The sequence below is a fragment of the Streptomyces sp. JB150 genome, assembly GCF_011193355.1.
Classification (GTDB): Bacteria; Actinomycetota; Actinomycetes; order Streptomycetales; family Streptomycetaceae; genus Streptomyces.
Map to the genome: position 1 here is coordinate 5,816,698 of NZ_CP049780.1, position 23,053 is coordinate 5,839,750.

At 73.4% G+C, this 23,053-nt stretch carries 14 protein-coding genes; 12 read left to right on the plus strand and 2 right to left on the minus strand.

What is annotated here, in order from left to right; genetic code table 11:
- Positions 1-30 precede the first annotated feature (30 nt).
- From G7Z13_RS26765 to fxsT, 5 genes are all read left to right on the plus strand, one after another.
- Entirely contained in the window at positions 31-1,704 is a 1,674-nt protein-coding gene (locus G7Z13_RS26765; RefSeq protein WP_166002775.1) for a 3' terminal RNA ribose 2'-O-methyltransferase Hen1, read from the plus strand.
- A complete protein-coding gene (locus G7Z13_RS26770) occupies positions 1,701-4,265 on the plus strand; it encodes a polynucleotide kinase-phosphatase (protein ID WP_166002776.1) in 2,565 nt (854 codons plus the stop codon). The genes G7Z13_RS26765 and G7Z13_RS26770 overlap by 4 nt, the downstream gene beginning before the upstream one ends.
- 167 nt (positions 4,266-4,432) lie before the next feature.
- Positions 4,433-5,968 carry a hypothetical protein gene (locus tag G7Z13_RS26775; protein WP_166002777.1) on the plus strand — a complete coding sequence of 512 codons (1,536 nt, stop codon included), beginning with the start codon at positions 4,433-4,435 and terminating at the stop codon, positions 5,966-5,968.
- 11 nt (positions 5,969-5,979) lie between these two features.
- Positions 5,980-7,032, plus strand: coding sequence for an AAA family ATPase (locus tag G7Z13_RS26780; RefSeq protein WP_166002778.1), 1,053 nt, complete (start codon positions 5,980-5,982; stop codon positions 7,030-7,032).
- Positions 7,033-11,595 carry an FxSxx-COOH system tetratricopeptide repeat protein gene (gene fxsT, locus G7Z13_RS26785; RefSeq protein WP_166002779.1) on the plus strand — a complete coding sequence of 1,521 codons (4,563 nt, stop codon included), beginning with the start codon at positions 7,033-7,035 and terminating at the stop codon, positions 11,593-11,595.
- 135 nt (positions 11,596-11,730) lie between these two features.
- Here the strand turns inward: fxsT and G7Z13_RS26790 are convergent, their stop codons facing one another.
- Entirely contained in the window at positions 11,731-13,023 is a 1,293-nt protein-coding gene (locus G7Z13_RS26790) for a cation:proton antiporter (protein WP_166002780.1), read from the minus strand.
- Positions 13,024-13,148: 125 nt separating this feature from the next.
- On the opposite strand from G7Z13_RS26790, the gene G7Z13_RS26795 reads away from it, so the two are divergent.
- From G7Z13_RS26795 to G7Z13_RS26825, 7 genes are all read left to right on the plus strand, one after another.
- Positions 13,149-14,339, plus strand: a complete 1,191-nt coding sequence (locus tag G7Z13_RS26795) for an alpha/beta fold hydrolase (RefSeq protein WP_166002781.1) — start codon at positions 13,149-13,151, stop codon at positions 14,337-14,339.
- Positions 14,336-15,454 (plus strand): caspase family protein, encoded by a 1,119-nt coding sequence (locus G7Z13_RS26800; RefSeq protein WP_166002782.1) that lies wholly within the window; start codon positions 14,336-14,338, stop codon positions 15,452-15,454. The genes G7Z13_RS26795 and G7Z13_RS26800 overlap by 4 nt, the downstream gene beginning before the upstream one ends.
- A 101-nt stretch (positions 15,455-15,555) precedes the next feature.
- A complete protein-coding gene (locus G7Z13_RS26805; protein WP_166002783.1) occupies positions 15,556-15,813 on the plus strand; it encodes a hypothetical protein in 258 nt (85 codons plus the stop codon).
- A gap of 236 nt (positions 15,814-16,049) precedes the next feature.
- Positions 16,050-17,744, plus strand: a complete 1,695-nt coding sequence (locus G7Z13_RS26810; protein WP_166002784.1) for an HEXXH motif domain-containing protein — start codon at positions 16,050-16,052, stop codon at positions 17,742-17,744.
- Positions 17,745-18,706: 962 nt separating this feature from the next.
- The gene (locus G7Z13_RS26815; protein ID WP_166002785.1) at positions 18,707-19,930 is read left to right on the plus strand and encodes an arginine deiminase; all 1,224 of its coding nucleotides are present in this window, start codon (positions 18,707-18,709) and stop codon (positions 19,928-19,930) included.
- A 101-nt stretch (positions 19,931-20,031) separates the two neighbouring features.
- Positions 20,032-21,039, plus strand: coding sequence for an ornithine carbamoyltransferase (argF, locus tag G7Z13_RS26820; RefSeq protein ID WP_166002786.1), 1,008 nt, complete (start codon positions 20,032-20,034; stop codon positions 21,037-21,039).
- A gap of 136 nt (positions 21,040-21,175) precedes the next feature.
- Positions 21,176-22,621: an amino acid permease gene (locus G7Z13_RS26825; protein WP_166002787.1), complete on the plus strand. Its 1,446-nt coding sequence runs from the start codon at positions 21,176-21,178 to the stop codon at positions 22,619-22,621.
- On the opposite strand, the gene G7Z13_RS26830 is transcribed toward G7Z13_RS26825, so the two are convergent.
- Positions 22,569-23,018: an ATP-binding protein gene (locus G7Z13_RS26830; protein WP_240926356.1), complete on the minus strand. Its 450-nt coding sequence runs from the start codon at positions 23,016-23,018 to the stop codon at positions 22,569-22,571. The genes G7Z13_RS26825 and G7Z13_RS26830 overlap by 53 nt on opposite strands.
- Between the last annotated feature and the right edge of the window lie 35 nt (positions 23,019-23,053).

Below are 23,053 nucleotides of genomic sequence, written 5' to 3' on the forward strand. Positions count from 1 at the left end.
CACCATCCGCCAGCCGGAGAGGCCCTCCGCATGTTCCTGACGATCAGTACCACCGGCACGCCCGGACGCCCGGCCACCGACCTCGGCTACCTGCTGCACAAGCATCCCGCCAAGGCCCAGGCGTTCTCCACCTCCTACGGCACCGCGCACGTCCTCTACCCCGAGGCGGACGAGCAGCGCTGCACGGCGGCGCTGCTGCTGGAGGTCGACGCGGTGGCACTGGTCCGGCGCGGCAAGGGCAAGGGCCGCGGCGGCGCCCCCGACGCGGCGCTCGCGCAGTACGTCAACGACCGACCGTACGCGGCCTCCTCGCTGCTCGCGGTGGCCATCGGCGCCGTCTTCTCCAGCGCCATGCGCGGGGTCTGCCACGCCCGGCCGGAACTGCCGGAGCAGGCCCGGCCGCTGCGCGTCGAGGTGCCCGCGCTGCCCGCCCGCGGCGGCCCCGACCTGGTCCGCCGCCTCTTCGAGCCGCTGGGCTGGACGGTGACCGCCGAACCCATCGCCCTCGACACCGAGTTCCCGGAGTGGGGCGACTCCCGGTACGTACGGCTGACCCTGGAAGGGGGCACCCGCACGCTCGCCGAGGCGTTGCGCCACCTGTACGTCCTCCTGCCGGTCCTGGACGACGCCAAGCACTACTGGGTCTCCGCCGACGAGGTCGACAAGCTGCTGCGGGCCGGTGAGGGCTGGCTGGCCGAGCACCCGGAGCAGAAGCTGATCACCAGCCGCTATCTGACGCGCCGCTGGTCGCTGACCCGGGAGGCGATGAGCCGCCTGGAGCTGGTGCGGCTGGCCGAGACGGACGACACCGAGGTGGAGTCCATCGACAACGCCGTCGCCGCGGAGACCGGGACCGAGGCGGAGATCGAGGCCGAGGCGGGCATCGGGGCCGAGGCGGGCATCGGGGCCGAGGCGCGTACCGAGGCTGAGGCCACGGCCGTGCCCGACGGCACCACCGAGCCCGCCACCGTCACCGAGTCGGTCACTGTCACCGAGCCCGCCACCGCCACCGCGGACCCGTCGGACGCCACGGACGCCGCGGACACAGCGCCCGCAGCCGACAAGCCCGTCCCGCTCGCCGTGCGGCGCCGCGAGGCGATCGTCGCCGCGCTCACCGCGTCCGGCGCCGCCCGCGTCCTCGACCTGGGCTGCGGTGAGGGGCACCTGGTGCAGACGCTGCTGAAGAACCCCCGGTTCACCGAGATCGTCGGCGTCGACGTGTCGACACGCGCCCTCACCATCGCCGCCCGCCGGCTGAAGCTGGACCGCATGGGGGAGCGGCAGGCATCGCGCGTCACGCTCCTGCAGGGATCGCTCGCCTACACCGACAGCCGGCTCAAGGGCTACGACGCCGCGGTGCTCAGCGAGGTCATCGAGCACGTGGACCTGCCCCGGCTGCCCGCCCTGGAGTACGCGGTGTTCGGCGCCGCCCGCCCCCGCACGGTCCTCGTGACCACCCCCAACGTCGAGTACAACGTCCGCTGGGAGAGCCTGCCGGCCGGCCACGTCCGCCACCGCGACCACCGCTTCGAGTGGACCCGCGAGGAGTTCCGCACCTGGGCCGCCGCGGTGGCCGCACGGCACGGCTACGAAGTGGAGTTCCGGCCCGTCGGCCCGGACGACCCCGAGGTCGGACCGCCCACCCAGATGGCCGTGTTCGCCCTGACCACCACCAGGAACGAGAAGGAGGCGAAGGCAGCATGACCGAGACCCCGAAGGGACGGGTCCTCCCCGTCACCGACCTCTCCCTCGTCGTGCTCGTCGGCGCCTCCGGCTCCGGCAAGTCGACGTTCGCCCGCAGGCACTTCAAGCCGACCGAGGTGATCTCCTCCGACTTCTGCCGCGGCCTGGTCGCCGACGACGAGAACGACCAGAGCGCGTCGGCGGACGCCTTCGACGTGCTGCACTACATCGCGGGCAAGCGGCTCGCCGCCGGCCGCCGCACGGTCGTCGACGCGACCAGCGTGCAGAAGGAGTCCCGGCGCCAGCTGCTCGACCTGGCCAAGCGGCACGACGTCCTGCCGATAGCCATCGTGCTCGACGTGCCCGAGGAGGTCTGCGCCGAGCGCAACGCCGCCCGCACCGACCGCGCCGACATGCCGCGCCGGGTCATCCAGCGCCACATCCGAGAACTGCGCCGATCCATACGGAACTTGGAGCGCGAGGGGTTCCGCAAGGTGCACGTGCTGCGCGGCGTCGCGGAGGTCGAGCACGCCACCGTCGTCACCGAGAAGCGGTTCAACGACCTCACCCACCTCACCGGCCCGTTCGACATCATCGGCGACATCCACGGCTGCTCCGCCGAGCTGGAGGCGCTGCTGGGCAAGCTCGGCTACGTCGACGGCGTGCACCCCCAGGGCCGTACCGCCGTCTTCGTCGGCGACCTGGTCGACCGCGGCCCGGACAGTCCGGGTGTGCTGCGCCGCGTGATGTCCATGGTCAAGTCCGGCAACGCGCTGTGCGTGCCGGGCAACCACGAGAACAAGTTCGGCCGCTACCTCAAGGGCCGGGGCGTGCAGCACACGCACGGGCTCGCCGAGACGATCGCGCAGATGGAGGGCGAGAGCGAGGAGTTCCGGCAGGAGGTGCGCGAGTTCATCGACGGACTCGTCAGCCACTACGTCCTCGACGGCGGGCGGCTGGTGGTCTGCCACGCCGGCCTGCCGGAGAAGTACCACGGCCGCACCTCGGGCCGGGTCCGCTCGCACGCCCTGTACGGCGACACCACCGGTGAGACCGACGAGTTCGGGCTGCCGGTGCGCTACCCGTGGGCCGAGGACTACCGGGGCCGGGCGGCCGTGGTCTACGGCCACACCCCGGTGCCGGAGGCCACCTGGCTGAACAACACGATCTGCCTGGACACCGGCGCCGTCTTCGGCGGCAAGCTCACCGCGCTGCGCTGGCCGGAGCGGGAGCTGGTCGACGTACCGGCCCAGCGGGTCTGGTACGAGCCGGTGAAGCCGCTGCGCAGCGACGCACCCGGCGGGCACGACGGGCGGCCGCTGGACCTGGCGGACGTGGCCGGCCGGCGGATCGTGGAGACCCGGTACGCGGGCCGGATCTCGGTGCGCGAGGAGAACGGGGCCGCCGCGCTGGAGGTCATGAGCCGCTTCGCCATCGACCCGAGACTGCTGCCGTACCTGCCGCCGACCATGGCGCCGACCGCGACCAGCCACGAGGACGGCTATCTGGAGCACCCGGCGGAGGCGTTCGCGCAGTACGCCCGGGACGGTGTCGCGCGGGTCGTGTGCGAGGAGAAGCACATGGGCTCGCGGGCGGTGGCGCTGGTCTGCAAGGACGCGGAGGCCGCGCGGAAGCGGTTCGGGGTGGGCGGCTCCTCCCCTGCGAGCGGGGCAGGGCCGACCGGCTCGCTGTACACCCGCACCGGGCGTCCCTTCTTCGACGACGAGACGGTCACCGAGGCGATCCTCGGCCGGCTGCGGGAGGCGATCGGCGCCGCCGGGCTGTGGGCCGAGCTGGACACGGACTGGCTGCTGCTCGACGCGGAGCTGATGCCGTGGTCGCTGAAGGCGTCCGGGCTGCTGCGCAGCCAGTACGCCGCGGTCGGCGCCGCATCCGGGGCGGTGTTCCCGGACGTGCTGTCGGCGCTGGAGGGTGCCGCCGCGCGCGGGGTCGACGTGGGCGGCCTGCTGGAGCGCCAGCGCGAACGGGCCGCCGACGCGGCCGCCTTCACCGCGGCGTACCGCCGCTACTGCTGGACCACCGACGGGCTGGACGGCGTGCGCCTCGCCCCGTTCCAGATCCTGGCCGTGCGCGGACGCAGCCTCGCCGGGCTGCCGCACGACGAGCAACTGGTCCTACTGGACCGGCTGGTGGAGCACGACGGCACCGGGCTGCTGCAGACCACCCGGCGGCTCTACGTCGACACCGGTGACCCGGAGTCGGTGCGGGCCGGTGTCGACTGGTGGCTGGAGATGACCGGGCGCGGCGGCGAGGGCATGGTCGTCAAGCCGGTCGGCGCCCTCGTGCGCGACGCGCAGGGGCGGCTGGTGCAGCCCGGCATCAAGTGCCGCGGCCGGGAGTACCTGCGGATCATCTACGGCCCGGAGTACACCCGCCCGGACAACCTGGCCCGTCTGCGGCAGCGGTTCCTGAACCACAAGCGGTCGCTGGCGATCCGCGAGTACGCCCTCGGCCTGGAGGCCCTGGACCGCCTGGCGGACGGCGAGCCCCTGTGGCGCGTCCACGAAGCGGTATTCGCGGTCCTCGCCCTGGAGTCCGAGCCGGTCGACCCCCGGCTCTGAGCCGGGCCCGGCGGCGGTTTCCGGCCAGGTCGCCCTCGTGAAGGGGGCGATCTCGGCCGGACCCGCCGCTCCCGTCGGCCCGGTCCCACTCGTCCCTGGTTAACCGCTGGTTGCCGTGCTAACTTCCGGACGGTCAGGCAGGCGTAACCGGCTCAGGGGGAAAGTCGGTGGTGACAGGCGCGGGTTTCGGTACGGCGGGTGAGCCGGACGACGAGGCCGCGCGCGCCCGGGGCCTGGAGCTTCTCCTACGGCTGACCGACGCGTTCTGCGAACTGGGCTGCATGGCGGACCCACAGGAGCGGACGCAGTTCGCACTGGTTCTCGGCGAGCATCTGAACCGGCCGGTCGACATCCGCGGCGTCAAGCTCCGCGAAGACGTGGTGAGGCTGGTACGTGCGGCGCTGAGCGTGCCGAACGGCGAGCGCGTGCTGGTCACGGTGGTGAGGATCTTCGAGGGGCCCGCCGCGGCCGACGAGCTCCACCGGCTCATCGAGCCGGCCGCCCCGCCCGCCCCCGAAGTGCCCGGCCCGCTCTCCGGCCACGACGAGGCCACCGCCCGCGCGTTACTGGCCGAGGCCCGGGCCCAGGTGTCCGCGACCCGCCTGCGCGACGGCCTCGTCGAGGAACTCCACGGCCTCCAGCTCCCCGACGGCCTCACTCCCGAACAGCTCTTCACCCATGTCGTCGAGTGGAGCACTCAGCTCGACGGTCTGCCGCCCGCCGTGCTCCTGGTCGACCACGCCGCCCGGCTCGCCCCCGCACCCCACCGCGCCGCCCTCACCGCCTGGGTCGACGGCTGGGCTCACCGCGCCGGACTCACCGAGGCGATCCGCAGGCGCCGCGCCGACCGGGTCGCCGTGACCAGCGACCCCGACGTCCCCCGCTGTCTGATCATCGCGGTCGAACCCACCCGGGACGGGACCGACCAAGTCGTCGTCCGTACCTGGCTCAACACGGTCGCGGGGCACTGGGACCCCCAGCCCGGGGAACCGTCCGTCACCACACTGGACGGTCTGGGACGGGCCGTGGAGAAAGCGCTCCAGCAGGGTGCCCGGCTCTGGGCCGCACAGCGCGAGCCCGATCCGGGCGGACGCGACCAGCAGCCGCCGTACATCGAGTTCGTCCTTCCGTACGACCTGCTCAACCATGATGTCGCCGGCCTGCCGGTGCGCTCCGGCGACGGGCGACCCCTGCCGCTGGGCCTGAAGTACGGCGTACACCTGCGCAGTCTGGAGCGGATGCGGACGGACGATGTCCTGGTGCGAAGCCAGTGGCGCGAGCGCTGGCGGGCCCTGCGCCGGCATGGCGTCACCGTGCACGGCTGGAGCGGACAGGACGCCCAGCGGCTCGACGCGTGGCAGATGTCCCTCGCCGGGGAATCCAGACACACCGCGGTGGTGTTGGACGCACCGGCGGACGACTTCGCGCGGGAGGCGCTGAAGGCGGCCATCGCGGAGGGGATCGGGCTGGCGGTCTGGGATCGCAGGGGGGTGTTCGTGGAAGAGCGGCGGGAAGTGGTCACAGCCGTCTTCGCCTCCGTGCCGACATCGGCGCAGATACCGATGGCCATACACCGCCTGCGCCAGAAGGCCGAACTCCACAGTCAGCCGCACCTGCTGGGCAGACACATCGCGTTCTTCTGGGACGACCCGACGCGTCCCGTCGACCTCCACCCCACCGACCACGACGACCTCGCCAGCTAGGAGGCACCGGGATGACCGTGCAGGAGCACACGGAACCAGGCGGCTGGCGCGTCTTCCACGCCACCGGCCGGGCGCCGCAGGTGTCGCCGGCACTGCCCGAGCCGCCTCCCTGGCGCCGGTTCCGCGGCGGCCCGCTCCAGCCCGCCCCGCCGGACGACCCGGAGGCCGCCGAGCGCCGGCTCGGCCCCGGAGAAATCACCCCGCAGCTCGCCCAGGACGAGATCGACACGGTCAACGCCGCCCTCCTGCTGCGCCGCCCGCTGCTGGTCACCGGCCCGCCCGGAGTGGGCAAGTCGACGCTGGCCTACGTCATCGCCCGCGAACTGGGGCTCGGAAGGGTCCTGGAGTGGAACGTGGTCAGCCGCACCACCCTGCGCGACGGCCTCTACAGTCACGACGCGATGGGCCGCGCCCAGGCCATCGCCGCCTGGCAGGCCGGACTGCGCGACGCGGCGCCACCGGATTCCGAACACAGCGACGCTCAACTCCCGCCTGCGTTGGGCGAGTTCATTACCCTCGGCCCGCTCGGCACGGCGCTTCTGCCCTACGATCGACCCCGTGTGCTCCTCGTCGACGAACTCGACAAGAGCGACATCGACCTGCCGAACGACCTGCTGCACGTCCTGGAGAACGGAAGCTATGACGTCCCGGAACTGGTGCGTGACGCCGCCGGGGTCGCCCGCGTCCACACCGACGACCCCGGCGGGTACGCCGTGGTGCACGACGGGCGGGTCGAGTGCCGGGAGTTCCCGATCGTGGTGATCACCAGCAACGGGGAGCGGGAATTCCCGGCGGCCTTCCGCAGGCGCTGTCTGCCGCTGGAGATGCGGGTACCCACCAGGGAGCAACTACTGGCCATGGTGGAAGGACATCTCGGCATGCGTCCGCAGGGCACCGAGGAACTGGTCGACCTCTTCGTCCAGCGGGTCCAGGCAGGAGGCACCCACTCCCTGGACCAGCTACTGAACGCTGTCCATATGACTACGGCGGGTGGTTTCCAGGGCGACGGTCACGGGGTTAGGCTCGTGGAAATGCTCCTCCGCGACCTCGCGAAGGGCCGCTGAATGAACGGCTTTCCCAGGGAGCACGCATCCGGACGCGGCGACAGCGCCCACGCCTCGGGCTCGTCGCCTCCTTCGGCGTACCCTGAGCCCCACGGGTACGCGGGCGAGGACGACGGCGCGCCGCGCGACTCGCCGTACCACGATCACGCACGACCGTACGCCGAAGCGGAGGAGCTTCCGGGCTGGCGTGAGGTCGCCGACGCCGTCTGGCTCGCCGCCTACTGGGACCGCCACGGTGGCCCGACCGGCCCCGGTCGCGAGAACGCGTCCGGCAGGCCAGGCCCCGAAGCGCCCTTCGTCGAGGACGCCGCTCGTCCCCGGACACACCCGTCCGACTCCGCCCGGCCATCTGCCGAGCCGTCCCCCCTCGAAGCCGAGCCGGACGTACGCCCCGTCCGGGAGCCCGGCGGGAGGCCGTCCCGCGAGCCGGCCGCCACCACCGGCCCGCCGCTGCCGCCGCGTCCAGCACGCCGGTCAGCCGTTCCCGACCCCCAGGTGCCGTTCACGCTGCACGCCGGACGCCCCCTGCTGCCCGAGACGGAGCCGGCGCCGCTCCCGTCCGGCCGCACGACGTTGCTCGCCCGCGCCCTGCACCGGATGGCCCGCCGCGTGCCCGACCGCGTCACCCTGGAACTGGACGAGGAGACCACAGCCGAGCAGGGGGTCGTCGACGGCTTGTGGCTCCCCTTCCTGCGTCCCGCCCGGACCACCGCCTTCGACCTGGTGCTGCTCCTCGACGACGCCCCCACCATGCGGATCTGGGACGGCACCACTGCCCGCCTAGCCGAGGCCGCCGAACAGAGCGGCGCCTTCCGGGCCGTGCGCGCGGTGCGGGTGCACCTGCCGCGCACCGGCAGCGCCACCCTGCGCTGGGGTGCCGGGCAGGCCGCCACCGACCCCGCCGAACTCATCGACGGCCGCGGCGGCCGGATCTTCCTCGTCGTCACCGACGGACTCGCCCACGGGTGGGCCGGATCCGCCGCCGACGCCCTCCTGGGCCGGCTCGCCCACGCCGGGCCCACCGCGGTGGTGCATCTCCTGCCACCCCACCTGCGTCACCGCACCTCCCTCTACCCCTACCAGGCGGTACTGGAGGCCGGCGGCTTCGGCGCTCCCAACGACGGCCTCGGACACTGGACGCCGGCCGACGGACCCGACCCGCTGCGTCCGCTGCCCGCCGGAGGCGACGATTCCGTCCCGGTGCCCGTGCTGTCCATGAAGCCCGGTTCCCTCGCCGCGTGGGCCGACCTCGTCACCGGGGACCGGGGAGTGCGCCGCCCGCTGCCCGTGGTCCTGGCCGGCACCTTGACCAAGGGAGCGCCCGCGCCCGGACTGCGCGCCCCTCGCCGCCCGCGCGCCGCCGTCCGCCGGTTCTTCACCCTCGCCAGCCCCGCCGCGCGCCGGCTCGCCGTCCAACTGGCGGCCGTCCCGCTCGACTTCGACCTCATCGAGCAGCTGCGGCGGCGGACCATGCCCGAGACGGGGCCGGATCATCTCGCGGAGATCCTGATGGGCGGGCTGATCGACTGGGACAGCGACGGCGAGGGCCGCCCCGAGTTCGCCGAAGGGGTGCGCGAGGCGCTCCTCGCCACCGCGACCCGCAGCCAACTCGCCCGCACCGTCAGCCTGCTGGGCGAGCTGCCCGCAGCCGGTGACCGTGGCGCCGCGCTGCGCGCCGCCCTGCGCGACCCGATGGGCGCGAGCCTGCCCGACCCGGCCCAGCGTGCCTGGGCGCGCAGCGAACTGGCCGTGATGCGAGCGTTGTCGGGGCCGTACGCCGAACGTGCGAAGCGGATCGAGCCCAGCCTCTCCGGCATCGGACCCGGGGCCTCCGAACGGGTGCACACCGACAGCTACGCCGGTTTGTCCCCGATTACACCCGGTGAGGTGAACCACCAGGGTGACGGGGGATCATCCGGCGGTGGATCAGGCAGTGATTCAGGGGCGAGTGTCCCCGACCGACCTGATCCACCTGGAGAAACCGTGCCGAGCCCGCTGACCGAAGCGACCCGACAAGAAGCCCCGGAGGCTGAGCCGCTCATGCAGAGCACCACGACCGCAACGCCGGCCCTTCTGGTGAACGTTCCCCTGCGGAACAACTCGTTCGTCGGCCGCCAGGCGCTGCTGCGGGCCGTGGAGGAGCAGCTGAGTGCCCAGGACACCGCGGCCGTGCTGCCGCACGCGCTGCACGGCCTCGGGGGGGTCGGCAAATCGCAGCTGGCGCTGGAGTACATCTACACCCACCAGCACCAGTACAAGGTGGTCTGCTGGATCCCCGCCGAACGCGAACCGATGATCCTGGCCGCGCTGGCCGGCCTCGCCGCTCAGCTGGGGGTCGCGCCGCGCCAGGACAGCGTGGGTGCCCCCACCGCCAACACCGCCGTGCCCGCCGTCCTGGACGCGCTGCGGTCCGGTTCGCCGTACGACAACTGGCTGCTGGTCTTCGACAATGCCGAGGACATCGAGGTGGTACGGCGGTACTTCCCCACCAACGGTCCGGGCAAGGTCATCGTCACCTCCCGCAACCGCGGCTGGGAGCGGGTGGCCACGCCGCTCCCGGTGAACGTCTTCGAACGCGAGGAGTCCATCGAACTCCTCCAGCGGCGGCTCCCCGCGCTTTCGGACGAGGACGCCGACCGGCTCGCCCGCGCCCTCGGTGACCTGCCGCTCGCCGTGGAGCAGGCCGGTGCCTGGCTCGCTGTCACCGGCATGCTCGTCGACGAGTACCTCGACATGCTGGACCAGCGCAGCCCCGACATCCTGGAGCTGGACACCGGACATCCCGACTATCCGGTCAACGTGGCGGCCGCCTGGGACATCTCCCTGGAGCGGATCGAGGAGAAGAACCCGGGCGCCCGCCAGCTCCTGGACATCTGCGCCAGCATGGCCCCCGAGCCGATCCCGCGGTCCATGCTGCGCGGCAGCCGCGGCATCAGCATCACGCCCGAGGTCGACCCGCTGCTGCGCGAGTCGATCAAGCTCAACCGTGCCATCCGCGACCTGAGCCAGTTCTCACTGATCAAGGTCGACCCGCGCTCCGACACCCTGCAGATGCACCGTCTGCTGCAGACCGTGCTGCTCGCCAAACTCGCCCCCGAGGAACGGGAGCGGATGCGGGACGCGGCGCACCTGCTGCTGTCGGCCGCCAAGCCGGGCGACTACGGATCCTCCCTGGAGTGGCGCGCCTACCAGCGGCTGCTGCCCCACATCCTCGCCTCGCGCGCGGTGACCAGCACCGACACGTTCGTCCGCGAACTGGTGTACTCGACCGTCCTGTTCCTCTACTACTGGGGCGACCACGAGGGCGCCGCCGACCTCGGGCGGCAGGCATGGACCGCCTGGCTCGCCGCCTCCGGCGAGGAGGACGGGCACGTCCTGCGCATGGCCAAGAGCTATGCGTTCATGCTGCGGCAGATCGGGCAGATCCCCGAGTCCATCCCGATCACCGAGCAGGCCCTGGAAGCCTCCCGGCGCACGGACGTCGACCCCGAGGTCCTGATCGACTCGCTGTGCGAGATGGCCGATGCCCGGCGGTACCAGGGCCGGTTCGCTGAGGCCCGGGACCTCGGCAAGGAGGCCACCGAGCTGGCCCGCTCGCTGTTCGGGCCCGACGACCCCACCACCCTGCGGGCCACCCACAGCTGGGGCGTCGACCTGCGGCTGTGCGGCCAGTTCCGGGAAGCGCTGCCGCTGGACCAGGAGAACGCCCGACAGCGTGAGTTGCTGCTCGGACCGGCCAGCTTCTTCACCCTGAACACCCTCAACGGGCTCTCCATCGACATGCGGGAGAGCGGCAACTATCCCGAGGCCCGCGATTTCCAGGAGGGCGTCTACCGCAGCGCGCGTTCGGCGTTCGGCGACGAGCATCCGCTCACCCTGCGCATCGCGCGCAACCTCGCGGTGTGCCGGCGCCGGGACGGGGCGCTGGAAGAGGCCGCCGAACTGGCCGCGGAGACCCTGCGGCGCTTCCACGCCCGCTACGGCCCGGACCACACCGATTCCCTGTCGACGGCCGTCAACTACGCCGTCGACCAGCGGCTCGCCGGAGAGCTGGAGAGCTCCCGGCAACTCGGCGAGACCACAGCACGGCGGTATGCGGCACGGCTCGGCGAGCAGCACGCCTACACGCTGCTGACCAAAGCGAACCTCGCAGCCACCCTGCGTGCGCTCGGCGCGCTCGACGCGGCACAGGAGATCGAGGACGACGCGGCGCGCCGGCTCGTCGAGACGGTGGGCCCTGATCACGTGACCACGCTGACCGTGGCCATCGGCCAGGCCAACACGGCGTACGCACAGCTGGAGTTCGAACGTGCCTACGAGCTGGACGAGGCGAATCGTCCGAAGCTCGCCGAGGTCGCCGGCGAGCACCACCCGTTGACGCTGTCCTGCACCGCCAATCTCGCCCTCGACCTGCGCGGCCTCGGCCGCGGCGCGGAGGCCGACGAACTCCAGCGCAGGGCGGTCGACGGCTTCAGCCGGGTGCTCCGCGCGAACCACCCCTGGCTGCTCGCCGCTCGCCAGCGGCGGCGGATCGAGTGCGACATGGCGCCGATGCCGCTGTGACCACGCCGGGGCCGGACGTGCCCCGTACGGGCGATGGCCGCCTGCCCACCGGAGCCCGGTGGGCGGGAGGCCGCGCGAGGGTTCACCGGCCGGCGTCCGGTTGACAGGCGATCCGACGACTCGCCCGGACACCCCCTAGGAGGTGGGGGCGGGCGGCTGTACCGCAACCGGTGCGGGGCCGGGAAGCGGTTGCGGGGCAGGGGCGGCGAAGCGGCGGACCAGGTGCAGCAGGGGCTGGGTGAGCACGGTCGTGGCCAGGGCCATGAAGACCAGCACCGTGTACAGGGGCGCGCTCAGCAGCCCCGCCTGGTGGCCGGCGTTGAGGGCGATCAGCTCGGTCAGGCCGCGGGCGCTCAGCAGCACGCCGACCGTGCGGGCGTCGTCCCGGCCGAGACCGCTCAGCCGCGCCGCCACCGTGCCGCTGCCGACCTTGGTGACCACGGCCAGCACCGTCACCACGAGCAGGGTGAGCCAGCCCGCCCCGTCGACGCCCCGGAGCGTCACCGACTGACCCGAGATCACGAAGAAGAACGGCAGCAGCAGCGAACCGACCTCGTGCAGCGGCCGCACCAGGTCCGGGTCGAGCGTGCCGTCCTTCTCGCGCGGCACCACCACCCCGGCCAGCAGCGCACCGAAGATCACATGCAGCCCCAGCGTGTGCGTCACCCACGCCGAACCCAGCGCGAAGCCGACGAGCAGGGCCAGCCGCAGCGAGGGCTCCAGCCGGACCCGCCGCAGCAGCCACCGCAGCAGGGGCCGCGCGACGAGCAGCATCAGCGCGACGAAACCCACGGCGAGCAGCGCCCGCCACGCCCAGCCGGACGACTCCTCCCGGCCGCTGTTCATCAGCGCTCCCGCCAGCACCGTCCAGCCGATCACGTCGAGCAGCCCGGCCGCGGACACCGCGACCACTCCGGGGACGGTGGGCGCCAGACCGTTCTCCCGGACGATGGCGGTCAGCACCGGCACGGCCGTTATCGACAGCGCGACCCCGGCGAAGACCACCATGGACGGGGTGAGCTGCCGGGGCATGCCGAGCCCGTGCAGCCAGTCCTCGAAGAGCAGCGCGCAGCCGCAGCCCACCGCCATCGGCACCAGGAAGGTCGCCAGCGCGGTGACCACCGCCGTGCGTGCCCGGTCGCCGAGCAGCTTCAGATCCAGCTCGTAACCGACCGCGAACAGGAAGACGACGAGCGAGAACTGCGCGAAAGAGGTCAGCGCCGGCTGGATCGCGGCGGGGAACAGGGCGTCGTACGCGTCCGGCGCGAGCGCGCCCAGCAGGGTGGGGCCGAGCGCCATGCCGGCCGCCAACTGGCCGACGATGTACGGCTGTCTCAGGCTCCGGGCGAGCCGGCCCCCGGCGTGGGCGGCCACCAGGATCAAGGCCGAGGCACCCACGAAATGCGCGATCATCGCGTCCGAGCTCACGGTGTCTCCCCGGTGTCCGGTGGTCGTCGTCGGGGTAGAACGTGCGTCAACCTGCCTAGAGTACTGCCAAGTTGACGTCCGAACGGAAGTCGTACACAGCCCGGGTCCGGGCTCACGGGGGGCACATGACAGCGGTCGTCTTCATCCATGGCACGGGCGTACGCGAACCGGGCTTCTCTGCGCTGGCGGGGCGCGTGGCGGCCGGGCTGACCGCGGCGCGCGACGGATTACGTATCGTGCCGTACTACTGGGGCGGCACGCACGGCGCCACGCTCGCCGCCGGCGGCGCGAGTCTCCCGCCGCCCCCCGGCGCCACCGGACGGGGCCCCGCCCTCGCCGAGACCCCGCACCACCCCGACGCCGCCGGTCCGGACACCGACGTCGCCGCCTGGGCCGCCCTCTACGCCGACCCCTACGCCGAGCTGGCCCTCGCCGCCGCTGCCGCGCCGCCCGCGGTCGAACGGCCGCCCGGCCGGCAGCCGCCGGAAGAGCCACTCCGGACCCGGCTGACCGCCCTGCCCGCCCAAGTGGCACTGGAAGAAGGCGAGTCGGCGGACGGGCTGGCCCGCGCCGCCCGCGAGCTGGCCGGGCACCCGCTGCTCGGACCGGCCGCCGACGCCCTCACCCCGCAGGAGCTGGCCACCCTCGCGGGCCGCGCGCTCACCGCCCGCATCATCGCCGACGCCCTCGACGCGGACGCGCCGCTGGTGCCGGCCGGTGACGCGCGCGACGCGCTCGCCGAGCGCCTGTCGGTGGCCCTGGGCGCACCACCCCGCGGCACCGGACGCGGAGTGCGCGCCCTGCTGGCCCGCACGGCCGGCGCGGCCGCCTCCCGGGCCGCGCTGCGCCGCAGACGCGCCCTGACGCAGGCCGCCCACCCGGCCGCCGGGGACGTCCTGCGCTACCTCAGCCGCGGCGCCCCCGTCCGCGCCGGCCTGCGCGACCTGGTCACGGGCCTCGAGCCGCCCGTCGTCCTCGTCGGACACAGCCTCGGCGGGATCATCGCCCTGGACACCCTCGTCAGCGCACCGCTGCCCGCCGTACGGCTGCTGGTGACCGCCGGGTCGCAGGCGCCGTTCCTCTACGAGTCCGGCTCCCTGCCCACCCTGGAGCACCCCGCACCGCTGCCGGCGCACGTCCCCGACTGGCTGAACCTGTACGACCCGCGCGACCTCCTCGCCTACCTGGCCGGCCCGCTGTTCCCCGGCCGGGTCACCGACGTCGCCGTCGACAGCCGCCAGCCGTTCCCCGCCTCGCACAGCGCCTACTGGACCAACCCGGACGTGTACCGGCACATCGTGGAGCGGCTGCCGTGACCGGCCCCCTCGACCCGGACCGGGTGCGCGCGCTGATCGTCGGCATCGAGCGGTACGACGCGGGGGAGGACTGGGCGCTGCCCGGCCCCGCCCGGGACGCCGTGGCCTTCCACCGGCTGCTGCGGGCGGCCGGGGTGCCCGGACACCGGCTGCGGCTGCACCTCGCCCCGCTCGCGCCGTACGTCCCCGACGTGCCGTACGCGCCCGCCGACCACGCCACCCTGCGCCGCGTCCTGGTCCGCGAACTGCCCGCCGAGCCCGGGGACGTGCTGTGGGTGTGGTGGGGCGGGCACGGCGTGCTGGACCGGTCCGGCGGACTGCGGCTGTTCTGCTCCGACGCCACCACCGCCGACAAGGTCGGCATCGACCTGGACTCCGCGCTCACCCGGTACGCGGGGGACGCCGTCGCCGGATTCGCCGAGCAGCTGTGGATCGTCGACGCCTGCGAGAGCTTCGAGGAGGCGCTGAACTTCCGGGACCCGCTGCCGCCGCAGGCCCTGCCGGTGGGGCGGCGCGATCTCGCCCACCGGCAGACCGTGCTGCGCGCGGCGGGCCGCGGCCGGGTGGCCGCCAACGACCCGGCGCGCGCCACGGGACTCTTCTCCGACGTCCTGCTCGGCCTGCTCGCGGAGCGGACCGCCGTGCTGCCGGGGCTGCCCGATCCGGAAGAGTTGTTTCCCGCCGTCCGGGAACGCCTCGCGGCCCTCAGGAAGGAGGGCCGCACTCTTCAGCATCCCGAGATCCGGCTGCAGAGTGCGGAGCGTGTGGAGATCCTGCCTCCGGCCGTCCCCGGCGACGCGGAGCGCGCGGTCTCGCCGCTGCTGCGGGCGGTGGAGGCGCTGCTCGCGTATCCGCTGATGGCGGACCCCGTCGAACGGCAGGCGCTGATCGGTCAGTTGAGCACGCGCGTCACCGCCACGCTGCCCCGTCACACCAAGGCCCGCACGGAGGCCGCCACCCTGCTCGGCACCCTCGCCCGGCGCCACCCCGCGGCCCTGTGGGAGCTGTACGACGCCGTGCTCGCCCTCGACGACGCTCCCGCCCTGAAGACGGAACTGCGAACCGCGCTGCGGGAGTTGGAGGCACAGGGGCGCAACCGCGACGGTCACGGATGATCAGGTGGCGTGATCGTACGGTTTCAGATGCGGGCAGGAATGGCCATGATGGAACAGGACACGGGGCATCGCGTGCCACCGTGCGAGAAGGGGGACGCACCTTGGACCAGCCGCCCGCACTGCACGCTGCCGAAGCCGCCGCCGGTGAGCCGTTCTCCACGGCGGGTGTGCTCGGCTGGGAGTCGGACCTGGCGGATCTGGCGGCGCTGCCGTTGACCGCCGTGGACGGTCTCGACCCGCTCGATCCCACCGCCCGCCTGCTCGAGGAAGTCCTGCGGTCGTACGACGGCGTCCGAGGCGGCGGTGAAACGGGCGGCGAGACGGGCGGCGGTGGTGGCGGTAGTGACGACCGGATGTAGGGCGTGTCCGCTGCAGCGCGCCGGCGACGCGGGGCCGGGCAGGCACGTCTGACGCCGTCGTCACCCCTTCTCAGCTGCTCCCGGCTGTCGGTCTCGCTCGGCAAGGCCGCCGTACCGTGCGGTGATCCGACCCGGCTGCGCGGCCGGCCCGGACCCGGAGGACCGGCCCCGGCCGCGCCCGGCTCCGGGATCCCGGCGAGGTACCCCTGCCCGCCAACTCGACGGAGGTCCCGGCCATGAGCAGCGAACGGCGCCCTGCCCCGCTCTGGATGCCAGAGCGGCTCTTCGCGGGCCTGGCCACCGGCGGAGGTTCGGCGGAGGCCATTGCCTTCCTCGAGCGGGGGGAGCGGGCACGGCGGCTGCTGCTCCTGCGCACGATGCTGGACCGGCTGGAGGGGATGTCCACTCCGCTCGCCTCGGCCGCCGAGGCCTGGCGGACAGTGAAGGAAGCGGCCTCGCGGGCGCCGGAGCCCGTGGAGCGGCTGCTGCTCGCCCCCGCGACCGGCCGCTGGATCGCTCACGTCCTGCGTCGCCTGCACAGCGGTTCGGCGACCGGTCCGCCACTGTGGGCGGAGGCCGGACGGCTCTGTGCGGTGGCCGCGGCGGCGGCCGTGCACGCGGGTACGGAGACCGATCTGCGGGTGCCGCTCACCGACGGGCGGCTGCATCTGCCGGGACTCGGCCTGGTGTGCCTGCCCGACGCGCCGCCCGGGACGGCGGTCGGCAGGGCGGTGACCCGGGGCGGCCGGCTGATCCTGACCGGACCCGGCCGTGGGGGGCGGCCGGTCACGGTGACCTGCCGTCCCCGCGCTGTGCGGATCACCGGGGCGGTGAACCCCGGATCAGCCCGGGAACCGCACTGGGTCCCCCTGCGCACCCTCACCCACACCGGCCCCGACAAAACCGTCGCCATCGCCCTCGACGACCTCGACCCCTACCGTGACCTGGACGTCCCCCTACCGCCCGCCCGGCTCGACGCCGACGAGGCCGAGGCATGGCAGCGACTGTTCCAGGAGGCGGCCGGGCTGCTCGCCGGAGCGGCAAGCGGCGAGCCCGGACGGCTCGATCCCTCCCACATCCGGGCCGTCGTGCCGTGGGGGCGGACCAGTTCCCAGCCACCGGCCCCGCCGACCGTGTGGATGTCCGCGTCCAGCGGCGACTCCTTCGGCGCCATGGTGATATCCCGCCCGGGCACGGCGCTGGCGCTCGCCGAGACCCTGGTCCACGAGTTCCAGCACAGCAAGCTGGGCGCCCTTCTCCACCTGTTCCCGCTCCTCGACGACGACCGCGAGGAGCGTTACTACGCCCCCTGGCGCCCCGACCCCCGCCATCTGACCGGCCTGCTGCACGGCGCGTACGCGTTCACCGCCGTCGCCGGCTTCTGGCGGGACCGGATGGCCGAGCCCGACCACGCCGACCGGGCCGCCTACCACTTCGCGCTGCGCCGCCTGCAGAGCCGGCTGGTCGTACGGACCCTGCTGAGCAGCGGCCGGCTGACCGCGCCCGGCCGGCGGCTGGTCACCGGACTCGCCCGCACCCTGGACGCCTGGCTGCGCGAGCCCGTCGCCCCCGACGCCCTCGCCCGGGCCCGTACGGCCGCCGCGCTCCACCGCACCGAGTGGCGGCTGCGCAACGTCGCACCGGGGCCCGGGGACGCGCCCCGCCTGCGGCCCGACCGGGAGCACTGGCCCGACCGGCGCACCCAGGCCTTCGCCGTCCGCCCCACCGCCCCGCGCACCGCCGACGAGCACCTCGCCGCCGCCGACCCGGCCACCGCGCTCACCCATTACGCCGACGCCCTGACCACCCACCCGGCCGACCCCCACCTCCTGGCCGGCTGGATCGTCGCCCACGCCACCAAGAATCCCGGCCCCACCACCCGCCGCCTCCTGGCCCGCCCGGAACTCCTCCAGCCCCAGCCCAGCAGCTAGCCTCCGGCGGTTCGGGGCAGGGGGCGTTGCGGCTCCCCCTGGGTGTGCGGTGCGGTCGTGATGCGGGAAGTGCACGCGTGCGGCCGGGGCCGGTCGCCTGCGGTGGGCGTGAGTGACGTGCACGCGTGGGGGCGGGTGGGCAGTCGCTCCGGCGGGGCGTGGTGTGTGTCACGCGGAGGACCGGGGCGCCCACGCCGTGTCGGGCGCGCCCGGACTTCCTCCAGCACCTCCGGCGATGTGGGGGCAGGGGCGTTGCGGCTGCCCCCTGGGGTGCCTCCGGTCGGCGGGTCGGTGAGGTGGTGGGCACGGCAGAGGTGCACGCGTGGAGCCGAGCCGGTCGCCTGCGGTGGGCATGGGTGACGTGCACGCACGGGGGCGGGCGGGCTGTCGCTTCTGGTGGGGCGTGGGTGGGTGTACGCGGAGGACCTGGGCGCCCAACCCGTGTCCGGGCGCGTCCGGAACCTACGCGTGCCGCTCGCCGACGTACGTGGTGACGCGCACGCGCGTGGGCGGCGGGCAGCGTCTCGGGCGGTTGCCGCCCGCGTGGCTGGGTGGTGTGTGTACGGGGCCGGGGCGCCCTCGCCGTTTGCGGGCGCGTCCGGGAGTCCTTCATCGCCACCCAGTGGGTGCCCTTCGGTGGTTCCGGGCGGGGGGCGTGCGGCCGTCCTTGATGTGCCGCTCGCCTGCGGGGCGGTGAGACGCGCCGCGCCGGGGGCGGTGGGCGGACGCTCGGGTGGTTGCCGCACGTGGTGGGGCGTGGGACGCCGCGTGGCGGGCTGTTCACCGACCCCCGGCCGGCTCCCGAGTGGTGGGGTGGGGGCGCGTACGGATGGGGTCGAGGGTGTGGGCTGCGGCGCCGCCCTGGACGGAGGCCGGTCGGCAGTCAGCGGGGCGGAACCGGTCCGGGCGGTGGTGGTGGCGAAAGGGGGGTGAACAGGCGCGCGAATGGTCAGGATGGAGGCATGGGATTCCATGTCGACTCCGAGGCCGGGCGGCTGCGCCACGTCATCCTGCACCGGCCGGATCTGGAGCTCAAAAGGCTCACCCCCAGCAACAAGGACGCCCTGCTCTTCGACGACGTGCTGTGGGTCCGCCGGGCGCGGGCCGAGCACGACGGGTTCGCCGACGTGCTGCGCGACCGCGGCGTCACCGTGCACCTCTTCGGCGACCTGCTCACCGAGGCCCTGGAGATCCCGGCGGCCCGGGCGCTCGTCCTCGACCGGGTCTTCCACGAGAAGGAGTACGGTCCGCTCGCCACCGACCACCTCCGCGCCGCCTTCGAGACGCTGCCCGCCCGGGAGCTGGCGGAGGCGCTGGTCGGCGGGATGACGAAGCGGGAGTTCCTGGAGGCGCACCCGGAGCCGGTGTCGGTGCGGTTCCATGTGATGGACCTCGACGACTTCCTGCTGCGTCCGCTGCCCAACCACCTGTTCACCCGGGACACCTCCGCCTGGATCTACGACGGCGTCTCCATCAACGCGATGCGCTGGCCCGCCCGCCAGCGGGAGACGGTGCACTTCGAGGCGATCTACCGCCACCACCCGCTCTTCCGCCGCGAGGACTTCCACCTCTGGTCGGAGGGACAGGCCGACTACCCCTCCACCATCGAGGGCGGCGACGTCCTCGTCATCGGCAACGGCGCCGTCCTGATCGGCATGAGCGAGCGCACCACCCCGCAGGCCGTCGAGATGCTCGCGCACAAGCTGTTCGCGGCCGGTTCCGCCCGCACGATCGTGGCGCTCGACATGCCGAAGCGGCGCGCCCTGATGCACCTCGACACCGTGATGACGATGGTCGACGGGGACACCTTCACGCAGTACGCCGGTCTCGGCATGCTCCGCTCCTACACCATCGAACCCGGCACCGAGGACAAGGAGCTGAAGGTCACCGACCATCCGCCGGAGCACATGCACCGCGCCATCGCCGCCGCGCTCGGCCTCAGCGAGATCCGCGTGCTGACCGCCACCCAGGACGTGCACGCCGCCGAGCGGGAGCAGTGGGACGACGGCTGCAACGTCCTCGCCGTCGAGCCCGGCGTGGTCGTCGCCTACGAGCGCAACTCCACCACCAACACCCATCTGCGCAAGCAGGGCATCGAGGTGATCGAGATCCCGGGCAGCGAGCTGGGCCGGGGCCGGGGCGGGCCGCGCTGTATGAGCTGTCCGGTGCAGCGGGACGCCGTATGAGCACCGGCCGGGCCGGCAACGGGACACACTCCGCATAGTCATGTGAAGAGTCGTATAGACTTCCAGTCGTCCTGCCGTCGTCCCCGTACCTGGAGCGCCCCATGGCGACCGTCCCGACCGCCCTCGCCGGCCGTCACTTCCTCAAGGAGCTCGACTTCACCGAGCAGGAGTTCCTGGGGCTGATCGAGCTGGCCGCCGAGCTGAAGGCGGCCAAGAAGGCCGGGACCGAGACCCCGTATCTGCGCGGCAGGAACATCGCGCTGATCTTCGAGAAGACCTCCACCCGCACCCGCTGCGCCTTCGAGGTCGCCGCCGCCGACCAGGGCGCCCGCACCACCTACCTCGACCCCTCCGGCTCGCAGATCGGGCACAAGGAGTCCGTGAAGGACACCGCCCGCGTCCTCGGCCGGATGTTCGACGCCATCGAGTACCGGGGCGACAGCCAGGCCGGCGTCGAGGAGCTGGCCGCGCACGCCGGGGTGCCGGTCTACAACGGTCTCACCGACGACTGGCACCCCACCCAGATGCTCGCCGACGTGCTCACCATGACCGAGCACACCACCAAGCCGGTCAAGGAGATCACCTTCGCCTACCTCGGCGACGCCCGCTTCAACATGGGCAACTCCTACCTCGTCACCGGCGCCCTGCTCGGCATGGACGTCCGGATCGTCGCCCCGAAGTCCTACTGGCCCGCCCAGACAATCGTCGACCGTGCCCGCGAGCTGGCCGGGACGAGCGGCGCCCGGATCACCCTCACCGAGTCCGTCGCGGAGGGCGTGCGCGGCGCCGACTTCGTCGCCACCGACGTCTGGGTGTCCATGGGCGAGCCCAAGGAGGTCTGGGACGAGCGGATCGCCGCCCTCGGCCCGTACGCGGTCACGATGGACGTGCTGCGCGCCACCGGCAACCCGGACGTGCGGTTCCTGCACTGCCTGCCCGCCTTCCACGACCTGGGCACCGAGGTCGGCCGCGAGATCCACGAGCGCCACGGCCTTCAGTCCCTGGAGGTCACCGACGAGGTGTTCGAGTCGGCGCACTCGGTCGTCTTCGACGAGGCCGAGAACCGGCTGCACACCATCAAGGCCGTCCTCGTCGCCACGCTCGCCTGAGCGGAGCGCGTCACACGCGGTATCCCGCCCGGGCGACCGGGCCTTATGCTGTCCGGCGGCCCGGAGCCACCCCTTCCGCAGCCGCCGCGCGCCCCACCCGGGCGCATGTCCGTCCCCAGAAACGAGCACCACCCGCATGCCCCGCATCAAATCCCCCGCCCTCCTGGTCGCCGAATCCGGCGCCGACCGCGAGGGCCACGGCCTCCGCCGCACGATGGGCCTGTTCCAGCTGATCTGCTTCGGCGTCGGCGCGATCGTCGGCACCGGCATCTTCGTCGGCCTGTCCGACTCGGTGGCCCAGGCCGGCCCGGCCGTCGTCGTCTCCTTCGTCCTCGCCGCGATCACCTGCGTGTTCACCGCGTTCGCCTTCGCCGAGCTGGGCGGCGCGATCCCGGTCTCCGGCTCCTCGTACTCCTTCGCCTACGCCGGACTCGGCGAGACCACCGCCTTCCTGGTCGGCTGGTGCCTGTTGCTGGAGTACGGCGTCTCCGTCTCCGCCGTCGCGGTCGGCTGGAGCCAGTACGTCAACGAACTCCTCGACAGCCTGATCGGCATCCAGCTGCCCGCCGCGCTCTCCGCGAGCCCCGGCGACGGCGGCGCCGTGAACCTCCCGGCGGTCATCGTCATCGCCATGGCCGCCCTGCTGCTGGTGCGCGGCGTGCGCGAGAGCGCCCGCGCCACCGCCGCCATGGCCGTGCTCAAGCTGGCCATCCTCGTCGCCTTCTGCGCGATCGGCTTCAGCGCCTTCCAGGACGGCAACCTGATGCCGTTCGCGCCGGCCGGCCTCGCCGGGATCGGCGCCGGCACCACGGCCGCCTTCTTCTCGTACATCGGCTTCGACGCGATCACCACGGCCGGCGAGGAGGCGAAGAACCCGCGCCGGGACATCCCCGTCGCGATCCTCGTCTGCATCGGCCTGGTCACCCTGCTGTACTGCGCGGTCGCCCTCGCCGCGACCGGCGCCATCGGCGGCGACGCGGTCGGCGGGCAGCCCGCCGCGCTGTCGTACGTCGTCAACGAGGTCACCGGCTCCGGCATCGGCGGCGGCATCATCGCCTTCGGCGCGGTCGTCGCCATCGCCTCCGTGGTGCTCGCCGTGATGTACGGCCAGAGCCGCATCCTGATGTCGATGGCCCGCGACGGCCTGGTCCCGGCCGTCTTCGAGAAGGTCTCGCCGCGCACCGCCACCCCCGTCGCGGGCACCCTGATCATCGCGGTCGTCTTCGCCGTCCCGGCGGCCTTCTCCTCGCTGGACGCCGTGGTCAACCTGTGCACCATCGGCACGCTCGCGGTCATGGCCGCGGTCAACGTCGCGGTGATCGCGCTGCGCCGCCGCGAGCCGGACCTGCCCCGCACCTTCCGGGTGCCGCTGTACCCCGTGCTGCCGCTGCTCGGCGTCGGCTGCTGCCTGTACCTGATGTACGAGACGGGCTGGACGACCTGGGTGCAGTTCGCCGTCTTCCTCGTCGTCGGCCTGCTGGTCTACCTCGGCTACGGGCGCCGCAGGTCGCGGCTGGCGCGGACCGGCGTCACGCCGGACGCTGACGCCACTGACGCTGACGCGGTACCGCAGCCAGTCTGAACCACACCGCCTTGCCGGACTCGGTGGGGCGGTGACCGCACGCCGCGCTGAGGGCGCGGATCAGCAGCAGTCCGCGCCCGCCCTCCTGCCAGAGGTCCGGCTCGCTGTCGGCCGCGTGCGCGAGGTCGCCGGGCGGCGCCGGGTCCGGGTCGTGCACCTCGACCGTGCAGCCGTTCGGCAGCACCTCCACGACCAGCTCGATCGGGGCGTCCCCCGCGGTGTGCTCGACGGCGTTGGCGACCAGCTCCGCCGTCAGCAGCTCGGCCGTGTCGGTGTCGCTCGCGTGCTCCAGCTCGGCCAGGGCGGTACGGACCAGTGCGCGGGCCACGGGCACGGCCGCCGTCGAGTGCGGCAGCGCGAGGCGCCAGCAGGCGGGGGGTGAGGGGCGTTCGTGCAAGGCGAGTCCGTTCGTGGCGCAGGTCTCCCGCAGTC

What these genes read in the sequence shown, in the direction of transcription:
- G7Z13_RS26765 (WP_166002775.1), top strand. Translation starts at nt 31, where the DNA reads ATGTTCCTGACGATCAGTACCACCGGCACGCCCGGACGCCCGGCCACC.
- G7Z13_RS26770 (WP_166002776.1), top strand. Translation starts at nt 1,701, where the DNA reads ATGACCGAGACCCCGAAGGGACGGGTCCTCCCCGTCACCGACCTCTCC.
- G7Z13_RS26780 (WP_166002778.1), top strand. Translation starts at nt 5,980, where the DNA reads ATGACCGTGCAGGAGCACACGGAACCAGGCGGCTGGCGCGTCTTCCAC.
- fxsT (WP_166002779.1), top strand. Translation starts at nt 7,033, where the DNA reads ATGAACGGCTTTCCCAGGGAGCACGCATCCGGACGCGGCGACAGCGCC.
- G7Z13_RS26795 (WP_166002781.1), top strand. Translation starts at nt 13,149, where the DNA reads ATGACAGCGGTCGTCTTCATCCATGGCACGGGCGTACGCGAACCGGGC.
- G7Z13_RS26810 (WP_166002784.1), top strand. Translation starts at nt 16,050, where the DNA reads ATGAGCAGCGAACGGCGCCCTGCCCCGCTCTGGATGCCAGAGCGGCTC.
- G7Z13_RS26815 (WP_166002785.1), top strand. Translation starts at nt 18,707, where the DNA reads ATGGGATTCCATGTCGACTCCGAGGCCGGGCGGCTGCGCCACGTCATC.
- argF (WP_166002786.1), top strand. Translation starts at nt 20,032, where the DNA reads ATGGCGACCGTCCCGACCGCCCTCGCCGGCCGTCACTTCCTCAAGGAG.
- G7Z13_RS26825 (WP_166002787.1), top strand. Translation starts at nt 21,176, where the DNA reads ATGCCCCGCATCAAATCCCCCGCCCTCCTGGTCGCCGAATCCGGCGCC.